This is a genomic window from Salipaludibacillus agaradhaerens (assembly GCF_002019735.1).
Lineage (GTDB): Bacteria > Bacillota > Bacilli > Bacillales > Salisediminibacteriaceae > Salipaludibacillus > Salipaludibacillus agaradhaerens.
The window spans coordinates 4,132,240-4,152,170 of sequence record NZ_KV917378.1; the positions used below are offsets into that span (position 1 = coordinate 4,132,240).

The following is a 19,931-nucleotide window of genomic DNA, read 5'->3' on the forward strand; positions in this document are numbered from 1 at the left end:
GGGGGAATCATCGATGCTAGGCTTGCATCTGTTATATATTTTTATTATTGTTTTTTATTGTATGAGCGTGTCCGGGTACTTTATTGATTTCATTCAAAACAACCAGAAGGTGAATCGGATTGCCTTCTGGTTGCTTTCTATTGTCTGGATTTTGCAACTCATATTTTTATTACTAAGAGCACTGGAATACAGCCGTTTACCAATCATGACCATTTTTGAGGGGATGTTTTTTTATTCTTGGATTCTTGTCACATTCTCACTCATTATAAATAAGGTTTACAAAATGGATTTTTTAGTCTTTGTCGTCAATCTTGTTGGTTTTTCTATTTTGACGATAAGTCTCTTCGCACCTGCTGGGGATGTTTCAGCTGAATTTGCTGATTTATTTATACTAGAACTCCTTATTATTCACGTTGTTATGTTACTTTTTGCATACGGCTTATTCACTCTTAGCTTTTCATTTGCAATGCTTTATTATTTTCAACATCATATGCTTAAGAAGAAACGATGGAGTGACAAAATGTCTAGAATAGGAAATTTATCGCTATTAGAGAAACGGTCATTTCAGTCGGCATTGTTTGGCTTCCCATTTATGCTCGTTGGTTTAATTTTAGGCGTTATTTGGGGTTGGACTGAACTGGCTACTTTTCCATGGAATGATATTAAGGTGTTAAGTTCCTTTCTCTTGTTAGCGATGTATGGATTTTACCTTTTTCAATACAAAGTCAAGCAAAAAAGAGGTTATGGTCTTACACTTTTAAATATAGCCGCTTTCTTAGTATTATTAATTAATTATTTCCTTTCAAGTTCATTTTCACAATTTCACATTTGGTAATCAAACGGTAATTTGTGATTAAATAGTATTATAAGAAACGATAGTTATGGCGTTAATGGAGGTCTATAATGAGAAAAGTAGTCATAGGTTCAAGACGAAGTAATTTAGCGATGACGCAAACAAAATGGGTAATTAATGAATTAAATCAATTACAGTTACCTTTTGAGTTTGAGATTAAAGAAATTGAGACAAAAGGGGATAAAATTCTTGATGTCACCTTATCTAAAGTAGGAGGAAAAGGACTTTTCGTTAAAGAAATAGAGAAGGCAATGTATGATGGTGAAATTGATATAGCTGTTCATAGCATGAAAGATCTACCATCTGAAATGGCGGAAGGTTTAACAATCGGAGCCATACCAAAACGAGTTGATCCAAGAGATGCCTTTATTTCAAACAGTGGACAATCTTTAATGGAGCTCCCAGGCGGTTCTATTGTTGGCACTAGCAGTTTACGCCGAAGTGCTCAAGTGTTAGCTAAGCGACCAGATTTAAACATTCAGTGGATTAGGGGAAATATAGATACACGTTTAAGAAAGTGTCGTGAAGAAGAGTTTGATGCTATTATTTTAGCCGCAGCTGGTTTAGAAAGAGTTGGTTGGACAGAAGAGATCGTCACTGAATTTCTTGACCCAAGCATTTCTCTTCCGGCAGTGGGCCAAGGGGCATTAGGTATTGAATGCCGTGAGGATGATAAAGAGCTTATTGAATTGTTAAATAAAATCAATGATCCCGATACTGAGCGGACAGTGACAGCTGAAAGGGCGTTTCTTCATACGGTTGAAGGAGGCTGCCAAGTCCCTGTAGCAGGTTATGCTACTCTGGAAGAGGATGGTCAAGTAAAGTTAACTGCACTAGTTGCTTCTCCAGATGGCAAAACGGTATTTAAGGAAACAATTGTAGGACATGATCCTGAGAAAATTGGTAAACAAGTAGCTGAAAAGATGATGAATGAAGGGGCAAAGGAATTGCTCGACCAAGTGAAAGCAGAATTAGATCATTAGTTGAGGGAGGAGGGCGTATGCAGTCACTTGAAGGAATAACTGTGTTGAATACAAGGCCTCCTCATCAAGCGCAGGACCTTTCAAAGGCAATTGAACAGGAGGGAGGAAGAGTTTACGAACTCCCTCTTATTTTACTTAAACCACCAGAAGATAAATTGCGGTTACAGAAAGAATTGGAATATATACACAAGTGCAACTGGATCATTTTTACGAGTGTGAATAGCTTTACTTTTTTTCTACACGCAGTTCAAGAGGCTGGCTATTCCCCCGAGAGTATCATGCTAAATAAAAAGGTGGCGGTCGTAGGAAAAAAAACGGCCAAATGTGTCCAAGAAGCAGGTTACGGAGTAGATGTCATTCCCACTGTATTTAATGCAGAGTATTTAAGGGATGCATTGATTGCTAAAACAGACGAGACGGCTTCCTTTTTTTATCCGAGAAGCCAACAAGCACGCCCGGTTTTAAGTAGTGGGCTCCAAGTAGCAGGAAGACGTGTTTTTGAAATGATCGTCTACAGGACAATATCCAATAAAGCCCATATTGAGCAACTCCATCATCTTCTTAAATATAGGCAAATAGATGTTATTATACTTACGAGTCCTTCAGCTGTTAAAGCCTTATTTGACCAAGTATCCTGCGATTTACATAAATTATTGAAAGAATCATTAATGTTTGCAGTGATTGGGAACATAACGAAAAAAGCTCTCCAACGCTATGGTGTTAAAAAAATTATGATGCCAGAAACATTTACGTCAGAAGGATTGGTGGCAACGATTAAAAAAAATAGTAAGCAGTTTTAAAAGGAGGAATAGTGTCATGGATGGTGTGACATTTCGTCGGCACCGGCGATTGAGAACGACGCCGACGATGCGGGCGATCGTTAGAGAAACGTATGTATTAAAAGAAGATCTGATCTATCCGCTTTTCGTACTAGAAGGTGAAAATATTAAGAATAGCGTTTCTTCAATGCCAGGGGTTTACCAATGGTCTTTAGATCTCGTCACTGAAGAAGTACGCGATGCTGTTAGTAAGGGGATAAAAACGATCATTTTATTTGGTATACCTGATCATAAGGACAGTGTAGGGTCATGTGCTTATGATGCTAAAGGGATCGTTCAACGGGCTATACAAAAAATTAAAGCTGATTTTCCAGATCTAACGGTTATCGCTGATACGTGTCTATGTCAATTTACGGATCATGGGCATTGTGGGGTTATAAAAGATGGCAATATATTAAACGATGAATCGTTAGAACTTTTAGTTAAAACAGCTGTGTCACAAGCAGAAGCCGGGGCAGATATTATTGCTCCGTCTAATATGATGGATGGTTTTGTGGCCGCAATTCGTCAAGGGTTAGATGTAGCAGGTTTTCATCACGTACCAGTCATGAGCTATGCCGTAAAATATGCGTCGGCTTTTTATGGCCCATTTCGTGACGCAGCCCATAGTTCGCCTGCATCTGGAGACCGTAAAACGTATCAAATGGATCCAGCGAATCGACGTGAAGCATTTCGAGAAGCACAATCAGACGTTGATGAAGGAGCTGATTTTTTAATCGTGAAGCCAGCTCTTGCTTACTTAGATATTGTACGAGATATTAAAGAACGCCAACAAGTTCCGGTTGTGGCATATAATGTTAGTGGGGAGTATGCCATGATTAAAGCAGCAGCGCAAAATGGTTGGATTGATGAAAAGGCTGTTGTTATGGAGAAAATGACAAGTATGAAACGAGCGGGGGCAGACTTGATTTTGACTTACTTTGCAAAGGATGTCGCTAACTGGCTCGATGAAAGGGAATAGAAAGGTGGATGTAGGATGACGTTTAATCGTTCTGTTGATGCGTTTAAGAAAGCCAAGAAACTAATGCCAGGAGGGGTAAATAGCCCGGTTCGTGCCTTTAAATCTGTCGATATGGATCCCGTCTATATGGAGAAAGGGAAAGGGGCTCACATTTGGGACCTTGATGGCAATAAATATATTGATTATGTTTTGTCATGGGGACCACTCGTCCATGGTCATGCAGATGATCAGGTTGTTAAAGCATTAAAAGAAACGGCTGAAAAAGGGACAAGCTTTGGTGCACCACATTTGATGGAAACGAAGTTGGCAGAACTGGTGATTGAGCGTGTACCTTCCATTGAAGTTGTGAGAATGGTTAATTCTGGTACAGAGGCGACGATGAGTGCATTAAGACTTGCCAGAGGGTTTACAGGCAGAAATAAAATAGTGAAATTTGAAGGTTGTTATCATGGACACGGAGATTCTCTGCTTATTAAAGCAGGTTCAGGGGTTGCCACTTTGGGATTGCCTGATAGCCCAGGTGTCCCTGAGTCTGTTGCTTCAAATACTTTAACGGTTCCGTATAATGACATAGAAAGCTTGAAACTGGCTTTTAAAAATTTTGGTGAAGACATTGCTGCTGTGATTTTAGAACCTGTAGCAGGAAATATGGGAGTAGTCAAACCTGAACCTGGCTTCTTAGAAGGTGTTCGCTCGGTAACGGAAGAGTACGGAAGTCTCATGATTTTTGATGAAGTCATGACAGGGTTCCGCGTAGGCTACAATTGTGCTCAAGGAGAACTGGGCGTCACGCCTGATCTAACGTGTTTAGGAAAAGTGATAGGTGGAGGATTGCCTGTGGGAGCGTTTGGTGGGAAAAGAGAGATCATGGAGCGGATTGCCCCGGCTGGTGATATTTATCAAGCAGGCACATTATCAGGAAATCCATTAGCTATGACAGCTGGCTATGAAACGTTACGGCAGTTGACCCCCGAAAGTTACAAGCATTTTGATAAAATTGGGGACCGGTTAGCTAAGGGGTTAGCGAATGCGGCTAAAACGTATAATATTCCTCATTATGTCACGAGAGCAGGCTCGATGGTTGGTTTCTTCTTGACCAACGAAAAAGTGCTCAATTTTGAAACGGCCTCATCGTCTGATTTAACAATGTTTAAACACTATTTTAAACTGATGTTGGAACACGGAATATCGTTACCTCCGTCACAGTTTGAAGGCATGTTCCTCTCAACTAAACATACGAAGGAAGATATTGATAAAACGATTACTGCTGCTGAGAGAGCGTTTGCTACCATTCGACAAATGTCATAGAATAAAGCGCCTTACCTGGCTGAAAGGCAATATATGGTAAGGCGCTTCTTTTATTTAAGTATATGACGCGTCTCTCTTAACTCTATGTTATCGCATTATATTAATAGTAGTGGATGAAATCGTCATTTTAAAAGGCTTGGCTATTGCTACAAATGTTAGGTTTTAGTGGACATTTGATATAACTTATAATTGGTTTGAATATAAGAGAAATGATCAATCTCAAAAAGTTGGCTCAATTAATTTTAATAGAGATAAGATAATAATAAGGAGAGTGGCAAATTTTATGAGTTATTATGAGATGTTACGAGCATATGTAGGTAAAGAGACACTTATCTTACCGGGAGCAGCGGTTATTATAAAAAAAGGAGATAAGGTATTGCTGCAAAAACGGGTTGAAGGTGAATGGGGCCTTCCTGGTGGTTTGATGGAAATAGGAGAAAGCTTCGAAGAGACGGCTCAGAGAGAAGTTAAGGAAGAAACAGGATTACTAATCGAACTAGAGCATTTACATAAGTATGATATCTATTCTGGAAAAGAGTATTATGTGGAAGCTCCGAATGGTGATCCTTATTTTGCAGTGACAGTCCTTTTTTATACGTCGAATTTTGTCGGGGAATTATCCATAGAAGATGAGGAGACGTTAGATTTACAGTTTTTTTCGTTTTTATCACTCCCGGAAAAAATAAGACCTTCCCATAAAAGATTTTTAAATTTATTTTATACAAATAACCGTCCGTAAAACGCCCGCCTCAAAATAGAGACCAGAGATAAGTCTATTTGGTGGGAGACAACGGACTCTCATGTCCTGATTGACGCAACTATCAATCAGTGGGATTGGGAGGAAAGTGCCTACTGAATGATGATTCGTTTTATGATAGTCACGTGAAGTAGAGTATATGTATTATATTTTGAAGAAACTGCTTAGGCATAATTCCTTCTCTATTTTCATAGAAGTGTATCGTATAGTCCCGGTGTTTTTTAGAAATGGACAACAAGAGATTGTCTTATGACATCGATGGTCAATAGATCGCGGAGAAGAGGAGGAATTACATTGACAAATGAAGGAACGTCATCGCTGTCTTTTTCCATGAAAGAAGGAATTTGGCTTGAGCGAGGGTATGAAGCAGACGGACTCATGTCATTGGAGCTTGAACCGGATATATCTATAAGTGAAAATGGTGAAGAAGTAAGCGTTCACGGGGTTCTTAACTTGACTGGTGAGTACAGAGTGAGTAAAGAAGCTGATAGTAATAGCTCTCATACTGAGGGGGAAGATCTCACGGGCATGCCTTTCCGATCTGTAGAAGAGATTTCTTTTTCAGACGAAGGCACAGGACACATGCATCATCAGTTTCCACTAGATATCACGATTCCAAGAGAACGGATTAAGGACTTATCGGAGTTGGCCGTGAAGGTAGATACATTTGATTATCATATACCTGAGCGAGGTTTTTTAGAAATTAGTGCGGAGCTATCGATTGAAGGCGTCAGATCGGAGGAAGAAGATCTTCCTGAAGAGGTGGAAACAGAAGAACTTCTTGATGAGCGGTCGTTTTCATTTGAACAGGTCGATGCTGAGCCAACAAATGATGAAAAGGAACACGACGTTCACGGTGAAGATAGGGGAGTAACGGAGGGAGAAGCTGGTGACGTTGAAAATGAGCGAGACTCTTTGGATGAAAATAATGAAGAAGTAAATGAGTCCCCCCACTACACATTAAAAGCTGCTTCACCAAAAACAGAAAGTGACCGAATAACACAAGAAACAGTTAATCCAGAGAAAGTAGTTACAGATAGCGCCATACAAGCGAGTGAAGAGGAGTCTTCTTATAATTCCAAGGAAGCATATGAAAGTCAAACTTCTCCTTCTCGTGAAGACGTTACCGAGACTCAACAGCAGAAGGAGACAATAGAGCATCAAGAGCTTGAAAAGCCTGAAAAGGATGAAAAGACCGACGCAGTCGGTAGAGATGAAATAGAAGAGCCTGAAAAAGAAAATGCCCTTTATTTAACGAAAATGTTAGCAGGCGATCAGGAAGCCTATTCGAAGTTAAGAATGTGTATTGTCCAAAGTGGTGAATCTTTAGAAACGATAGCAGACCGTTACAGAATACAGCCTAGTCAGTTAATAAGAATGAATCGCCTAAAAGATGAAGACGTTAGTGAGGGACAAATTCTATACATTCCTGTAAAGCAATCATCCTCATTAGAATAGAGGGAGGAGGCAAAGGAATGATTGAATTAGACCATATTGAAGAAAGCTATCCTTTTCAGCACTTACGCTGGGTAGATGAAGGCCGCATCATTGATACTAATAAAGGAAAGAAATGCCTAAAATTTTGGCCTGATGAGCATATGCTACAAGCTCAAATTACATGGCGGGAAGAACTGACTAAACAAACAGGTGTTTTAACAGATAGAATGATTCAGACTTCTAATGGCGAAAAAGCAATCTCCACGGGAGCTGGTTGGATTACACTACATGATATGGTGGAGGACCTTTATCCAGTATGGAACCACCCAAATAAAATCGGTGCTTTTTTAGGTCACTATATCACTATGCCATACAGGTACACAATGAGCAGTGGATCCCTCCCTCTTAATGATGAAAATATCTCTTTAGACAGGGAGCGGCTTGTTCAATCGCTCCCTGTACGCTCTGTGTCATATAAACTAGTGGACAAATTAAAAAAGGAGGCATTAACGCGGCTAGAAAGAGTTGCAAGCTTCCTAAAGCGTCACGAGTTAACTGACACACCTAATGAGGTTGTTTCAATTTATACTTTAGCACAAGCGAAATTGGTACATGGCGAATTATTCTGGGAAAATAATGAGAAAAAAAGTACTTCACCCTATAAAGTATTGCGGCGGTGCTTGGGAGAATGGGAAAATCGAGGGGACTCACTTTATTTACTTTTGAATGGTTTGAACAGGACTTTCCCATTGAATAAGGACAGAGGCACCTTATTATTAGCACATATCGTCTATCCTTACGAAATGATTAAATTTATTAATCGGTTAATGCAAGAAACGGATATAACACCCGGTCAGGAAAAGGCCCAATTGAATGATTTAGTGACAGAGTGGGATACAAATAAACGAGTATGTGAAACGATGGTAGATTGGTTACAAGATGTTAGAGAGAAGGTTGTACAATGAATAAGAATGAGTCACAATTTTTGAAAACAATGGGGCCTGTTTTGTTTCACTATGATTTACAGCCTACTCACATCACATCTAAAGGTAATGTTCATAAACTGGTTACTCATTATGGAACATTCGCCTTAAAAAGGACAACTATGACACAAGAGCAGGCTGAATGGTTTGTACATGTTATGCGTAAGTTGGAAAGAATCGATTTTCCTTTTTTTGTACCTGTTTTACCGACTAAATATGGTGACTATACTGTATTTGACGGTCAATTTATCTATTATTTAATGCCATGGTATGAAGATCACCACACGTTTCGCCATGGCTCCGACCCTGAAGAAGCATTATTGGAAGAACTAGCAAAGCTTCATGGTTTAACAGAGAGGTCAAGGGACACAGAAGCACAACCTTTAGAGAAATCGTTTCAGCAATTGAAGGAAAGATGGGATTTACGAAAACTAGAAATGGAAAAGTATATAGATGAGATGGAAAAGCATACTTACTATTCCCCTTTTGAACTGACGCTATTAACACATTTTGAACGAACGAAACAAGTGGCCGCTGAGGCTGAGAAGTATTTGGAGAAATGGCTTGATACTGCAAAAGATAAAAAACATCAACGAACCGTCTTGTGCCATGGACGACCAAATCGTTCTCATGCCTGTTTCGATGAATACGGAACAGCGTACTTCATTAATTTTGAGAGAGCCGTACAAGATACCCCTGCAAGAGACACTGCCTTACTATTTCGCCATCTTTTTCAAGTTCGTCCTTGGGATGAGCACGATGGAAAACATTGGCTTAGCATATATGAAAAACATTTTGCGTTTTTTGATGATGAGAAGTATTTGTTTATGAGCTATTTGCTTTTTCCAGAAAATATTTATCAAATGGTAGATCACTTTAAATCACCCTCAAGGCAAAAGTCTGAAATGCACCTCGTTATGCAACTGGAAAGGCGCTTGCTCACGATGAAACGCATTTTTCGATTTGTAAACTCGATATCTAAGCCGTCTTAAGGTAAAACGAAGTATTAGTCAAGTTTCATCGTATATAAAAAAAGGACACGACGAGTGTATAACCCAGTGATTAGAAATGGCTCTCACCTATGTGAGAGCTATTTTAAACATCTGATGTTATGTTTACAGTAGGATTGCGTGCAAAAATTTATTAGGGGTTAATCGTCGTTAACTCCTTTAAGTTTTAAAAAAGGGCCAAAAGATGCATTTATATTATCTTTACATTTAAAGATGAATCATCGTTACAAACTATAGAAGAAATGGTGGCACCTATTTCATAGTATAAAAACTTTGAGAAAGGCTTGTCTGTGTTTTTCTTGTTAAAAAGTGACTGAGAGAGGTTAGTTAAGGCATCCAGTAAATAATATAAAGTGCTACAAACACTGTTAATAAAATGACATCTAAGGTAGTTGGCAAAAAAAGTGTGCGAATGAGTTGAAAAATAATAAGGGGTAATAGCAATTGATGAAACATATCGATGATTTTTCTTAAACGCCAATGAAGTTTTGATTTTTCAGCTCGCCGTTTCATAGATTTGGCTATTTTATGATGAGTAAACCGCCTCATACATACACCTCTTTCACACGAGTTAAGATAATCTATGCACATGGTTAGGAAACAGTGTCTAGGTTAATTAGGATAAAATTGACGTTATGATTAAATGGTAGGAAAAAGGGGGACGATACTAAACGTTATCGCTCAATAAACTCTACATAAGTCCCTTCTCTAGCCTATTGTTTAAAAAACGTTGTCATGCTGCTAAGTTACAGCCATTTTTAGTTGGAGAAGTCAAAATACCTCTCAACTGATGCTACTCTTTCTATAATTAAGGCTTATGCTGCTGGCTTTGTCTTATTGACAAATGAAATGACAACGCAAGGTCAAACCAATATTATAACTATTGAGCCGCAACATTTGCTGCTATAAAAATGTTATATATCCTTAAGCACTTCAATATAATAAGCAATAGGCGCAAGAGTGGATTACCATTATGAAGGATGAAAGTGAAGAAGAGAACTTTGCTATTGATTATGATTCAAAGTCAAGGTAAAATACGGATATACAAGATAATTAATTAAAATGTTGAGAGGGAAGAGTACGTCTTGAACCCGCCAGAGAGGAATATCAGCATTTGTTGCTGCTGAAAGGTATTCCCGGATGTAAAGATGGAAGGTCGCCCTGGAGTTGTGATGATGAAAGGTAGAACGATTTACTCACTAGTTATCACCGGCAAGCGCCGTTAACGCATTTAAGTGTACAGAAAGCATATGCACTAGTTTAAGCATGTGTTTCCTGTAAACAAAGGTGGTACCGCGAGGAATTTAACTCCCTTCGTCCTTTGACGAGTGGGGGTTTTTTGTGATTTCTTAAATGGTGAATAAAAACAACACTTAAAGTTAAATACCATGTTTGTTTAACGGTTTGAAGCAACTAAGTAATAATGCATGCAACTAACAATAAATTAAGGAAGGTGTTAACATGTCAGAAAAACCTAACACGACGATGCCACCGAAATACGATCCACAGGCAACAGAGGCTAAATGGTACCCATACTGGGTCAATGGTAAATTTTTTGAAGCAACAGGGGATGAGACAAAACAACCGTATACGATTGTGATTCCGCCACCAAATGTGACAGGGCGACTTCATTTAGGGCATGCGTGGGATACAACACTACAGGACATTTTAATTCGTGTGAAACGTATGCAAGGCTACGATGCACTTTGGCTCCCTGGAATGGATCATGCAGGAATTGCGACTCAAGCTAAGGTAGAAGGGAAGCTAAGAGAACAAGGACTATCTCGACACGACCTCGGCCGTGAAAAATTCCTTGAAAAATCATGGGAATGGAAGGAAGAGTATGCGGATTTTATTAGAGAACAATGGGCTAAGCTTGGTCTATCTCTCGATTACTCTCGTGAACGGTTTACGTTAGACGATGGTTTGTCACAAGCTGTTCGAGAAGTGTTTGTACGCTTGTATGAAGAAGGGCTTATCTACCGAGGAGAGTATATCATTAACTGGGACCCTCAAACGAAAACAGCTTTATCTGATATTGAAGTCATTTATAAGGATGTTCAAGGGGCATTCTATCATATGAAATATCCATTAGCAGACGGAGATGGTCATATTGAAGTAGCTACGACAAGACCGGAAACGATGCTAGGAGATACAGCAGTTGCTGTCCATCCAAATGATGAAAGATATCGTCACTTAATTGGCAAAAAAGCCATCTTACCTATCGTTGGCCGTGAAATAGAGATCGTAGCAGATGATTACGTGGATATGGAATTTGGCTCGGGAGCTGTTAAAATTACACCTGCCCATGATCCAAATGACTTTGAAATTGGGAATCGCCATAATTTAGAGCGGATCTTGGTGATGGATGAATCAGGAACAATGAATGAGAATGCAGGAAAGTATAAGGGGCTTGATCGTTTTCAATGCCGTAAGCAAATCGTAAAAGATCTTCAAGACGAAGGCATACTATTTAAAATTGAAGAACATACTCATAGTGTTGGACACTCTGAACGGAGTGATGCTGTGGTAGAACCTTATTTGTCTACTCAATGGTTTGTCAAGATGGGACCATTAGCAGAAGAAGCTATCAAACTTCAGCAGAAAGATGGGAAAGTTAATTTTGTTCCGGACAGGTTTGAAAAAACCTATATGCATTGGATTGAAAATATTAGAGATTGGTGTATCTCAAGACAACTATGGTGGGGACATCGTATCCCAGCTTGGTTTCATAAAGAAACGGGAGAAATTTATGTGGGAAGGAAAGAACCGGACGACATTGAGAATTGGCAGCAAGACGAAGATGTACTTGATACGTGGTTCAGTTCTGCCTTATGGCCTTTTTCTACAATGGGATGGCCGGATAACGAAGCAGCTGACTACAAGCGATACTATTCAACGGATGCTCTTGTTACAGGGTATGACATTATTTATTTTTGGGTAGCTCGCATGATTTTTCAAGGACAGCATTTTACAGGTCAACGTCCGTTCAAAGACGTCTTGATCCATGGACTTGTGCGAGATGCGGAAGGGCGAAAGATGAGCAAGTCACTAGGGAATGGCGTCGATCCTATGGACGTTATTGATAAGTATGGTGCTGATGCTCTTAGATTTTTCTTAAGTACAGGAAGTTCGCCAGGTAATGACTTACGATTTTATTGGGAAAAAGTGGAGGCTAACTGGAACTTCGGGAATAAAATTTGGAATGCCTCACGTTTTGCTCTGATGAATATGGATGGGCTAAAATATGAGAATATAGATTTAACAGGTAAAAAATCGATTGCTGATCAATGGATATTAACAAAGCTACAGATGACGATTGAACATGTGACGAAATTTATTGACACTTATGAATTTGGTGAAGTTGGACGAGCACTCTATAATTTCATTTGGGATGATTTTTGTGACTGGTATATAGAAATGGCTAAATTACCATTGAACGGGGAAGATGGAGAAGCTAAACAGATGACTCGTTCTGTATTAGCATATGTGCTTGACCAAACAATGCGTTTACTTCATCCATTTATGCCATTCATTACAGAAGAGGTGTGGCAACATTTACCACATGAAGGAGAATCCATCACTGTGGCATCATGGCCGGTAAAAGACGATACTTTAATGAATGAACAAGGTATGAAGGATATGCAGCTTCTTCAAGATATTATTCGTTCAATTAGAAATACGCGATCAGAGCTAAATGTCCCTATGAGTAAAGAAATCACGCTATACATTAAGGCCGATTCAGAGGAAGTTCTGAAGCAGCTTGAACGTGGGAAAGCTTATATTGATCGATTCTGTAACCCATCAGAGTTAAAATTAGCTACGAACTTGATAGCTCCTGAAAAATCTATGAGTTCAGTTCTTTCAGGTGTTGAGCTTTATATGCCTTTGGCAGATCTATTGGACTTAGATGCGGAAATCACCCGTTTAAATAATGAATTAAAGCGACTTGATGGTGAAGTGGTGCGTGTGCAAAAAAAGCTTGCTAATGAAGGGTTTATTAGTAAAGCTCCTGAAAAAGTAGTTGCTGAAGAGAAAGCGAAAGAAAAAGATTACATTGAGCAACGAGAAAAAGTGCAATTAAGATTGAACGAATTAAAAAATTGATAATATGAGGATGGAAGAGGTGAAGGAGAATGGCGGAAATTGCGTTTTATAAAGACTCATTTATTGCTATTGATGCTGAAGTTGTGCCAATTCAAGAGAGGGCTCATCAGTTTGGTGATGGTGTATATGAAGTTATTCGTGTTTATAACGGAAAACCATTTTATTTGGAAGCTCATTTAGAACGTCTAGAAAACAGTGCTGCAGCTATTCAACTCAGTTTGCCATACACTCTAGACGAAATCGCTGACATTTGCCATGAAGCAGTAGCACGATCGGCCATTGATGAAGCAGAAATATACCTTCAAATTAGCCGTGGCATCCATAGTAGGCAACATCATTTTCCTGAACCAACCTCTCCAGTTTTAGCCCTTACAGTAAAGGAAGCTAGGTTGGTTTCCTTTAAAAAGAGAATGGAAGGGTTTCGTGTGCTAACGACAGAAGATGATAGATGGAAAAATTGCTATATTAAATCATTAAACCTACTGCCAAATGTTCTCGCTAAACAAAAAGCAAAGGAGTTCGGGTGTGATGAAGCAATCTATCATGAGAATGACACGGTTAAAGAAGGATCCAGCAGTAACATTTTTGTTGTAAAAAAAGGTTTACTATTTACGTATCCACCGTTAAAAGGTATTCTTCACGGGGTTACTCGAAAAATCGTACTCAATTTGGCTGGAGAGTTAGATATTGAAACAAAGGAAGAACCCTTTAGTCTCGATTTCTTATATGAAGCAGATGAAGTATTTCTATCGAGTACAAGTTTAGAAATAATGCCTGTAAAGCAGGTGGATAATCAATTATTACCTACAGAGCGCCCTATAACAGCGAAGCTACAGGAACATTTTCAAAAATTAAAATAATAATGTTTTAAGCTCCCTTAGTGGGGGCTTTTTTTAGATTCTGTCATATAACTTAAAAAGTTACGGTTATACAAGGAAGTACCTAACCAAATAATTGAAGCCAATTGTGACTCAAAAAGAGGACTGAGCAATTGTCAGAGTATCTGTTTTTAGAAAGTATATTGTAGCATACTAGAATTTTGGATGATCAGAGGGGGGCTACGTGAGTTCTTGTTTTTAGACACTTCATTGATTGACATCGCCTCCTACTATCCAACCAATAAGGTAATAAGAATAAGTACAAAAAGGGGACATTATAACAGATATACGCCTCCAGTCTTATAAAAGATAAATCTGTAGGACGTTATACAGAAATCGGATACCAGCTAAGATAGAAATAAGAGATGTGAGAGGAGGAAATGATAATGAAAACTTTTTTATTATTTATTGCGGCGATTATTGCTCTAGGTATTTTATTAATTAATATAGGGCCGTTAATCATGTTTGTTGTAGGTGGTTTTCTACTTTATATTATCTTTAAAAAATTTGTAAAGGCGCAATCAACAGGCGCGAAAGTGATGTGGGTTGTCCTTGGGCTTATCGTTTTGAGTATGACCATTTCTAATGTTTTTGGCTTAATAGGTCTAGTTGCATTGTATGTCTTGTATCAGTTGTTTAAAAAGGAGAAAGCTCCTGACCACTCTGCAAATCATGATGACCCATTTACAAACTTTGAAAACCAATGGGCTAATATTACTAAATCTTAAGGAGATGATTAAAATGGCAAATATCTTTACCAGAATTTTTGATAGCATTGAGAGTGACATACATTCACTCTTAGATAAAAAAGAGGAAAATAATCCAATTCAAGCATTAAATCACTATTTACGACAAAGTGAAAAAGAGACTGAGAAGGTGAGAAAGCTCATTGAACGTCAACGCCAATTAAAAGAAGAATTTACAGTGGAACGTAAAGAGGCTGACGAGATGGCTGATAAACGAAAGCACCAAGCTGAAGTTGCTGAAAAAGCTGGAGAAAAAGAGCTAGCTGAATTTGCTCTAAACGAATATGAAGAATATGCTGCCAGAGCAGAACGGCTGACATTAAATGAGGTCGAAGCGATGAAGCAACTTGAGTCGTTAGAAAAACGATATGAAGAAATGCAACATAAATTAAAGGATATGCGCTTAAAGCGGATGGAATTAATGGGGAAAGAAAATGTAGCTCGAGCTAGATACGAAATGAATAAACTAACAGGTTCATCAGCTGATAAATCTTATCTGAAATTTTCTGAAATGGAACGTTATATTGAAAACTTGGAGTCCAAAGTGACGAATGATTATCATCATCACACATTAGATAGTAAAATTGCCCGATTAGAAAAAGAAATGGCTGATAACAAAAACAAAGACGAGAAGAATGAAAAAGTGATATGATAAATGAGGGAGCGCATAGCGCTCCCTTGTCCTAATAAACAATTATTAACGATAAACCGGTAAAGACGACTTATCGGACCAACTAGAGGAAAGGGGAGAGTCTTATGTTAAAAAGAATTCCAACAAGATCAATGAATTGGATTCTTATGATAACGTTGGCTATCCTCTTTTTCGAGTTGATGTTTTTCGGTGGGGGCCTCTTTTTCAGTGCACTATTTCTAGGTTTTTTGACATTTATAGGATGGAAAAACTACAGAACTTTTCTTGGAAAACTCCTTTTTTGGATAGGGATAGTAAGCCTTGCCTTAAATATTCTAACGATGTATTCTGTTCGATTTTTATTTATCGGGTTACTCGTACTATTCTTTCGAGAATATCGACGATCCAGCCATGACCCGGATTATATAAAACCAAGAATGACAAAAGGTGATCGAGAAAAAGGAGAAATTGTCACATCTAAGCCATTATTTCAACATCGATTTCTTGGAGATCAGCAAACTGAGGACATGCCTTACCAATGGCGAGATATAAACATCCATGGAGGCATCGGAGATCGAATTATAGATTTAAGCAATACTGTCATTCAAGACGACGCTATTATTTCCATTAGACATCTCTTTGGTAATATAAAAATTTATGTTCCTTACGAGATAGAAGTATCTGTTCATCACAGCACCATGTTTGGTAATGTGTCCATTTTTCATAAAGTAAATAAAAAAATGTTAAATGAAACGATGATATATGAAACAGAGAATTTTCAACAAGTCAAGCCAGGGGTAAAAATTGTCACGTCTGTTTTTTCAGGCGATGTTGAGGTGAGACGAATATGAGTAGTCTCATTCGGCAAATATTACTCGCTATTCTTATAACAAGCTTATTTTCATGTCTCATACTAGCTGCTACGTTTTCTGTCTTTCCGCTGGTGAGGTGGTCTGATTTATGGCAAAGCCGGATATATAATGTGCCATATATCTACTTTATTCTAATGTTAACAGTGGTAACGGGAACGATGATTGGAGCTTTATCGAGACTAGTCAGTCGAAAAAAAGTGATAGCCATTAGTCAATCGTTAGAAAATTTAATTAAAGGGAGAAAATTAAAGCTGGAAGAAAATGAAGGAAGCTCTGACTTAGGCTCTATTCAAAAAAAATTAAATGAGATTGAAGAAAAAATGACGAAGCAGGCAGAAGTAGCTCAAAAATTAGCAACTGAAAGAGCAAATGATCGTGAAAAAAGCCTTCAAGAAGTGGTTGTTCAAGAACGAAACCGACTGGCTCGAGAATTACATGATTCTGTAAGTCAGCAGCTGTTTGCAGCATCCATGATGATGGCAACGATAAATGAGACGAATCCTCCGTCAGACGAAGGGATGAAAAAGCAGCTTACAATGGTAGAGAAGATGATAGATCAGTCTCAACTGGAAATGCGCGCCTTGCTTTTACACTTGCGTCCTGCTGCGTTAAAGGACAAGTCTCTTAAAGAAGGTATTGAGGACTTACTAGCTGAATTAACGGAGAAAGTATCTCTCAAAATTGAAGTTAAACTGGAAGAACTGTCAGTTGATAAAGGGGTAGAAGACCATTTATTTAGAATTTTACAGGAATCTGTGTCAAACACCCTGAGACATGCTAAAGCCGCCAAACTTAACGTGATTCTAATAGAACGTGACCAAACAGTTATTTTAAGAATTTCTGATGATGGGAAAGGATTTAATGTGCAGGAAGTGCAAAATCATGGTTCATACGGCCTGCAAAATATGCACGAGCGAGCAGTTGAAGTAGGGGGAGTTTTAAAAGTAGTTAGTGTGGAAAATGAAGGGACAAAGTTGGAAGTAAAAGTGCCAACATTAAAAAAGGATGGTGAAACAGATGATTAAAGTCTTATTTGCAGATGATCATGAGATGGTTAGAATTGGTGTCTCTTCTTACTTATCTGCTCAGCCTGACATTGATGTTATAGCGGAAGCTGACGATGGGACAAAGGCGGTAGCATTAGCGCTAGAATTAAAGCCTGATATCATTTTAATGGATCTCGTTATGCGTGAAATGGATGGGATTGAAGCAACGAAAAAAATTACCACTGAATGGCCTGAAGCTAAAATTATCATCGTCACGAGTTTTCTAGATGATGAAAAAGTATATCCTGCACTAGAAGCAGGCGCTACGAGCTATATGCTAAAAACGTCAAAAGCAAGTGAGATTGCAAAAGCGATCAGAGCGACCTATAGTGGTCAATCCATTTTGGAACCTGAAGTGACTGGGAAAATTATGTCTAAAATGCGACAACCGTCATCTCCTCAGCTCCATGAACAATTGACTGAAAGAGAAAGTGAAGTCCTTCGTTTAATGACTGAAGGAAAGAATAATCAGCAAATTGCTGACGAATTATTTATTGCGTTAAAAACAGTAAAAGTTCATGTAAGTAACATTTTAAGTAAGCTAGACGTGCAGGATCGTACCCAAGCAGTTATTTACGCTTTTAATCAAAAATTATACGAAAAGTAAAGAAGTAGTGGCCGATAGTTCTTTTACGCTTTCCTAGTGTCTTCTTTTTCCAGTTCTTTAGCGATATAGGCAACAAAGATCTCTGCAATGTCGATAGCGCTGTGGATATAAAGGCTGCGGCAACCGACGGCGTCCTCCATCTCGTTGAATAAAAGATTGCCATCGTTATCAATGAGAAAATCAATGCCAACAAAGTCGAGGTGAATGGCATCTGTAATAAATGATATAAGACGTTTCTCAGACTGATTGAGCTCATAAAAACGTGCACTTCCTCCCATAGATACATTCGCTCTGAAGTCCGTTGCTGACTCACGTAGAATAGCACCGATAATATGATTACCGACGATGTATACGCGTAGATCTTTACCTTTTTGACCACCTACCGGTTGAACTAGTAAATTATCATTTAAAGACGTGACTAGCTCATGTATTTCCTCTGAATCATCAGCTAATTTAACACCGGTACCGCCTTTTCCAAGAGGATCTTTTATGATCATTCTCTCTTTTGATATCTTATTGTCATTGAGAAAAAAATGTTTGTGAACAGCAGTGCTTGATAACATTGGGATGCCAATATTTGATAAAACGGCATGTGAAAGTCGTTTGTCATTAGCGATTCTTGCTACATAGGCCGTATTAAAGCAACGAATACCTGCTAACTCGAGCACCTCATTCAACCAGGGTGTAGCCGATCTATTAATCACAAAATGGTAATGTAGCTCGTCGTCAATTAAAGGACCTACTAAATATTTTGGATTTGATAAGTGAATACATAACTGTTCGTATGCCATTACTTCTAGGTGCAGCTCCATATTCAGACAATGCTGTTGAAGCATATTAATAAATTTTATATTTCGAGTGATTTCATGTTGTTTATAAATGACTAAGCCTCGTTTTTTTTCCACTGTGTATCCACTCCTTTAATGAGTTGTAACAGTATGCTTAATATAATCGACCATATGATCTGCGACATTAATACCTGTACAATCGTAAATACTTCGCAGGTGTGGGTTGGAGTTTACTTCACATATAAGCGGACCATCTTCTCCAATTAAGAGGTCAACCCCCGCAAAATCAGCACCTACTGCCTTGGCAGCTGCTATAGCTAATTGACATTCCGTTTTAGTAGGGTGATAAGGATGTGTCGTGCCTCCGGCTGTTACATTAGCACGAAAGTCACTCTGCGAGTTCCGCTTCATAGCAGCAACGACAGAATCCCCTATCACATTGAGTCGAAGATCTGTGCCTAAACTGCTGAAAATAGGCTGTTGATAAAGATGATCAATACCTGTGAGACGATGGGCAACTTCTTCTAATTCAGTGCGCGTTTCGACCCAATAAACTTGTTCACCAAAGGAACCATAAGCTTCTTTAACAATCAATGGTAAACCGAGCTTTGCTTCCACTATTTTTAGATAATTTTTAACTTTCAACGGCATACCTGGATAGATCATGGGGGCGATGATCGTTTTAGGCATAGGGAGATGTCGGTCATTTAAAATACCATGCATGATAGATTTATTATCACAAATGTGAATTGACGATGAGCGGTTAAAAAGACGCACTCCTTGTTTTTCTAATTGTCTTGCTAAATGGAGGTCTTTATCGGCAAAGTGAATAAAGTCGGGTTTTGAGTGAGTACGCTGATCTTCAGAAACTATAAGGCCCTTTTCTCCTGTCATAACTAGAAGTTCATCATTTGTCATTTTTTTAATAGAGACTCGTTGTTTTTCACACGATTCAACGAACCAATCTACGTATTCTAGGAATTTTGGTGTTTTTAAATGGCCATTAAAAACAATCCATCCTTTTAATTCACTCATTAAGTCAATCGTCCTTTCAAGAAAGAATTACCGTATGTTAGTATTAATGTGTTCTATTACTTGATACTTGCTATACTAATTGATGATGGC

Annotated in this window: 19 protein-coding genes and 1 other annotated feature; of the genes, 16 read left to right on the top strand and 3 right to left on the bottom strand. The window is 38.5% G+C overall.

All coding sequences use genetic code 11. From position 1 onward, the window contains the following. Positions 1–13 precede the first annotated feature (13 nt). The 9 genes from BK581_RS18930 to ysxE all read left to right on the top strand — a co-directional run bounded on the left by BK581_RS18930 (position 14) and on the right by ysxE (position 9,113). Positions 14–835: a cytochrome C assembly family protein gene (locus BK581_RS18930; RefSeq protein WP_078579636.1), complete on the top strand. Its 822-nt coding sequence runs from the start codon at positions 14–16 to the stop codon at positions 833–835. A 68-nt stretch (positions 836–903) separates the two neighbouring features. Next, complete coding sequence (gene hemC, locus BK581_RS18935) at positions 904–1,836, top strand: hydroxymethylbilane synthase (RefSeq protein ID WP_078579637.1); 933 nt, start codon at positions 904–906, stop codon at positions 1,834–1,836. 17 nt (positions 1,837–1,853) lie between these two features. Continuing rightward, positions 1,854–2,636, top strand: a complete 783-nt coding sequence (locus tag BK581_RS18940; protein ID WP_078579638.1) for a uroporphyrinogen-III synthase — start codon at positions 1,854–1,856, stop codon at positions 2,634–2,636. Positions 2,637–2,652: 16 nt separating this feature from the next. Then, positions 2,653–3,636 carry a porphobilinogen synthase gene (gene hemB, locus BK581_RS18945; protein WP_078579639.1) on the top strand — a complete coding sequence of 328 codons (984 nt, stop codon included), beginning with the start codon at positions 2,653–2,655 and terminating at the stop codon, positions 3,634–3,636. Positions 3,637–3,651: 15 nt separating this feature from the next. After that, the gene (gene hemL, locus BK581_RS18950) at positions 3,652–4,944 is read left to right on the top strand and encodes a glutamate-1-semialdehyde 2,1-aminomutase (RefSeq protein ID WP_078579640.1); all 1,293 of its coding nucleotides are present in this window, start codon (positions 3,652–3,654) and stop codon (positions 4,942–4,944) included. Between the two features lie 283 nt (positions 4,945–5,227). Beyond that, a complete protein-coding gene (locus tag BK581_RS18955) occupies positions 5,228–5,683 on the top strand; it encodes an NUDIX hydrolase (protein ID WP_078579641.1) in 456 nt (151 codons plus the stop codon). Positions 5,684–5,995: 312 nt separating this feature from the next. Beyond that, entirely contained in the window at positions 5,996–7,159 is a 1,164-nt protein-coding gene (gene spoVID / locus BK581_RS18960; protein WP_169837788.1) for a stage VI sporulation protein D, read from the top strand. 17 nt (positions 7,160–7,176) lie between these two features. Next, complete coding sequence (locus tag BK581_RS18965; RefSeq protein WP_078579643.1) at positions 7,177–8,103, top strand: hypothetical protein; 927 nt, start codon at positions 7,177–7,179, stop codon at positions 8,101–8,103. Continuing rightward, the gene (gene ysxE / locus BK581_RS18970; RefSeq protein ID WP_078579644.1) at positions 8,100–9,113 is read left to right on the top strand and encodes a spore coat protein YsxE; all 1,014 of its coding nucleotides are present in this window, start codon (positions 8,100–8,102) and stop codon (positions 9,111–9,113) included. Before BK581_RS18965 ends, ysxE begins: the two co-directional genes overlap by 4 nt. Before the next feature lie 345 nt (positions 9,114–9,458). Here the strand turns inward: ysxE and BK581_RS18975 are convergent, their stop codons facing one another. Beyond that, positions 9,459–9,680, bottom strand: a complete 222-nt coding sequence (locus BK581_RS18975) for a hypothetical protein (RefSeq protein WP_095995574.1) — start codon at positions 9,678–9,680, stop codon at positions 9,459–9,461. 507 nt (positions 9,681–10,187) lie between these two features. Further along, positions 10,188–10,456: a binding site (T-box leader), on the top strand. Between the two features lie 136 nt (positions 10,457–10,592). Here BK581_RS18975 and BK581_RS18980 point away from each other — a divergent pair. The 7 genes from BK581_RS18980 to BK581_RS19010 all read left to right on the top strand — a co-directional run bounded on the left by BK581_RS18980 (position 10,593) and on the right by BK581_RS19010 (position 18,018). Beyond that, positions 10,593–13,238 (top strand): valine--tRNA ligase, encoded by a 2,646-nt coding sequence (locus tag BK581_RS18980; RefSeq protein ID WP_078579645.1) that lies wholly within the window; start codon positions 10,593–10,595, stop codon positions 13,236–13,238. A 29-nt stretch (positions 13,239–13,267) separates the two neighbouring features. Next, on the top strand, positions 13,268–14,098 hold the full coding sequence (locus tag BK581_RS18985; RefSeq protein WP_078579646.1) for an aminotransferase class IV: 831 nt from the start codon (positions 13,268–13,270) through the stop codon (positions 14,096–14,098). Between the two features lie 404 nt (positions 14,099–14,502). Continuing rightward, a complete protein-coding gene (locus BK581_RS18990; protein WP_078579647.1) occupies positions 14,503–14,844 on the top strand; it encodes a lmo0954 family membrane protein in 342 nt (113 codons plus the stop codon). A 13-nt stretch (positions 14,845–14,857) separates the two neighbouring features. After that, on the top strand, positions 14,858–15,514 hold the full coding sequence (locus tag BK581_RS18995; RefSeq protein ID WP_078579648.1) for a PspA/IM30 family protein: 657 nt from the start codon (positions 14,858–14,860) through the stop codon (positions 15,512–15,514). A gap of 104 nt (positions 15,515–15,618) precedes the next feature. Continuing rightward, a complete protein-coding gene (gene liaF / locus BK581_RS19000; RefSeq protein ID WP_078579649.1) occupies positions 15,619–16,344 on the top strand; it encodes a cell wall-active antibiotics response protein LiaF in 726 nt (241 codons plus the stop codon). Beyond that, positions 16,341–17,390 carry a sensor histidine kinase gene (locus BK581_RS19005; protein ID WP_078579650.1) on the top strand — a complete coding sequence of 350 codons (1,050 nt, stop codon included), beginning with the start codon at positions 16,341–16,343 and terminating at the stop codon, positions 17,388–17,390. Before liaF ends, BK581_RS19005 begins: the two co-directional genes overlap by 4 nt. Then, complete coding sequence (locus BK581_RS19010; protein WP_078579651.1) at positions 17,383–18,018, top strand: response regulator; 636 nt, start codon at positions 17,383–17,385, stop codon at positions 18,016–18,018. The genes BK581_RS19005 and BK581_RS19010 overlap by 8 nt, the downstream gene beginning before the upstream one ends. Before the next feature lie 23 nt (positions 18,019–18,041). Here the strand turns inward: BK581_RS19010 and BK581_RS19015 are convergent, their stop codons facing one another. Both BK581_RS19015 and BK581_RS19020 read right to left on the bottom strand, forming a co-directional pair. Continuing rightward, complete coding sequence (locus tag BK581_RS19015) at positions 18,042–18,923, bottom strand: ATP-grasp domain-containing protein (protein ID WP_078579652.1); 882 nt, start codon at positions 18,921–18,923, stop codon at positions 18,042–18,044. 15 nt (positions 18,924–18,938) lie between these two features. Next, positions 18,939–19,841 (bottom strand): ATP-grasp domain-containing protein, encoded by a 903-nt coding sequence (locus tag BK581_RS19020; protein ID WP_078579653.1) that lies wholly within the window; start codon positions 19,839–19,841, stop codon positions 18,939–18,941. Between the last annotated feature and the right edge of the window lie 90 nt (positions 19,842–19,931).

Coding starts and splice junctions, on each gene's coding strand:
- BK581_RS18940 (WP_078579638.1), top strand. CDS start 1,854: ATGCAGTCACTTGAAGGAATAACTGTGTTGAATACAAGGCCTCCTCAT.
- BK581_RS18980 (WP_078579645.1), top strand. CDS start 10,593: ATGTCAGAAAAACCTAACACGACGATGCCACCGAAATACGATCCACAG.
- hemL (WP_078579640.1), top strand. CDS start 3,652: ATGACGTTTAATCGTTCTGTTGATGCGTTTAAGAAAGCCAAGAAACTA.
- BK581_RS18965 (WP_078579643.1), top strand. CDS start 7,177: ATGATTGAATTAGACCATATTGAAGAAAGCTATCCTTTTCAGCACTTA.
- BK581_RS18955 (WP_078579641.1), top strand. CDS start 5,228: ATGAGTTATTATGAGATGTTACGAGCATATGTAGGTAAAGAGACACTT.
- BK581_RS18990 (WP_078579647.1), top strand. CDS start 14,503: ATGAAAACTTTTTTATTATTTATTGCGGCGATTATTGCTCTAGGTATT.
- hemB (WP_078579639.1), top strand. CDS start 2,653: ATGGATGGTGTGACATTTCGTCGGCACCGGCGATTGAGAACGACGCCG.
- BK581_RS19005 (WP_078579650.1), top strand. CDS start 16,341: ATGAGTAGTCTCATTCGGCAAATATTACTCGCTATTCTTATAACAAGC.
- BK581_RS19010 (WP_078579651.1), top strand. CDS start 17,383: ATGATTAAAGTCTTATTTGCAGATGATCATGAGATGGTTAGAATTGGT.
- BK581_RS18975 (WP_095995574.1), bottom strand. CDS start 9,680: ATGAGGCGGTTTACTCATCATAAAATAGCCAAATCTATGAAACGGCGA.
- BK581_RS18995 (WP_078579648.1), top strand. CDS start 14,858: ATGGCAAATATCTTTACCAGAATTTTTGATAGCATTGAGAGTGACATA.
- BK581_RS18930 (WP_078579636.1), top strand. CDS start 14: ATGCTAGGCTTGCATCTGTTATATATTTTTATTATTGTTTTTTATTGT.
- BK581_RS18985 (WP_078579646.1), top strand. CDS start 13,268: ATGGCGGAAATTGCGTTTTATAAAGACTCATTTATTGCTATTGATGCT.
- liaF (WP_078579649.1), top strand. CDS start 15,619: ATGTTAAAAAGAATTCCAACAAGATCAATGAATTGGATTCTTATGATA.
- BK581_RS19020 (WP_078579653.1), bottom strand. CDS start 19,841: ATGAGTGAATTAAAAGGATGGATTGTTTTTAATGGCCATTTAAAAACA.
- ysxE (WP_078579644.1), top strand. CDS start 8,100: ATGAATAAGAATGAGTCACAATTTTTGAAAACAATGGGGCCTGTTTTG.
- hemC (WP_078579637.1), top strand. CDS start 904: ATGAGAAAAGTAGTCATAGGTTCAAGACGAAGTAATTTAGCGATGACG.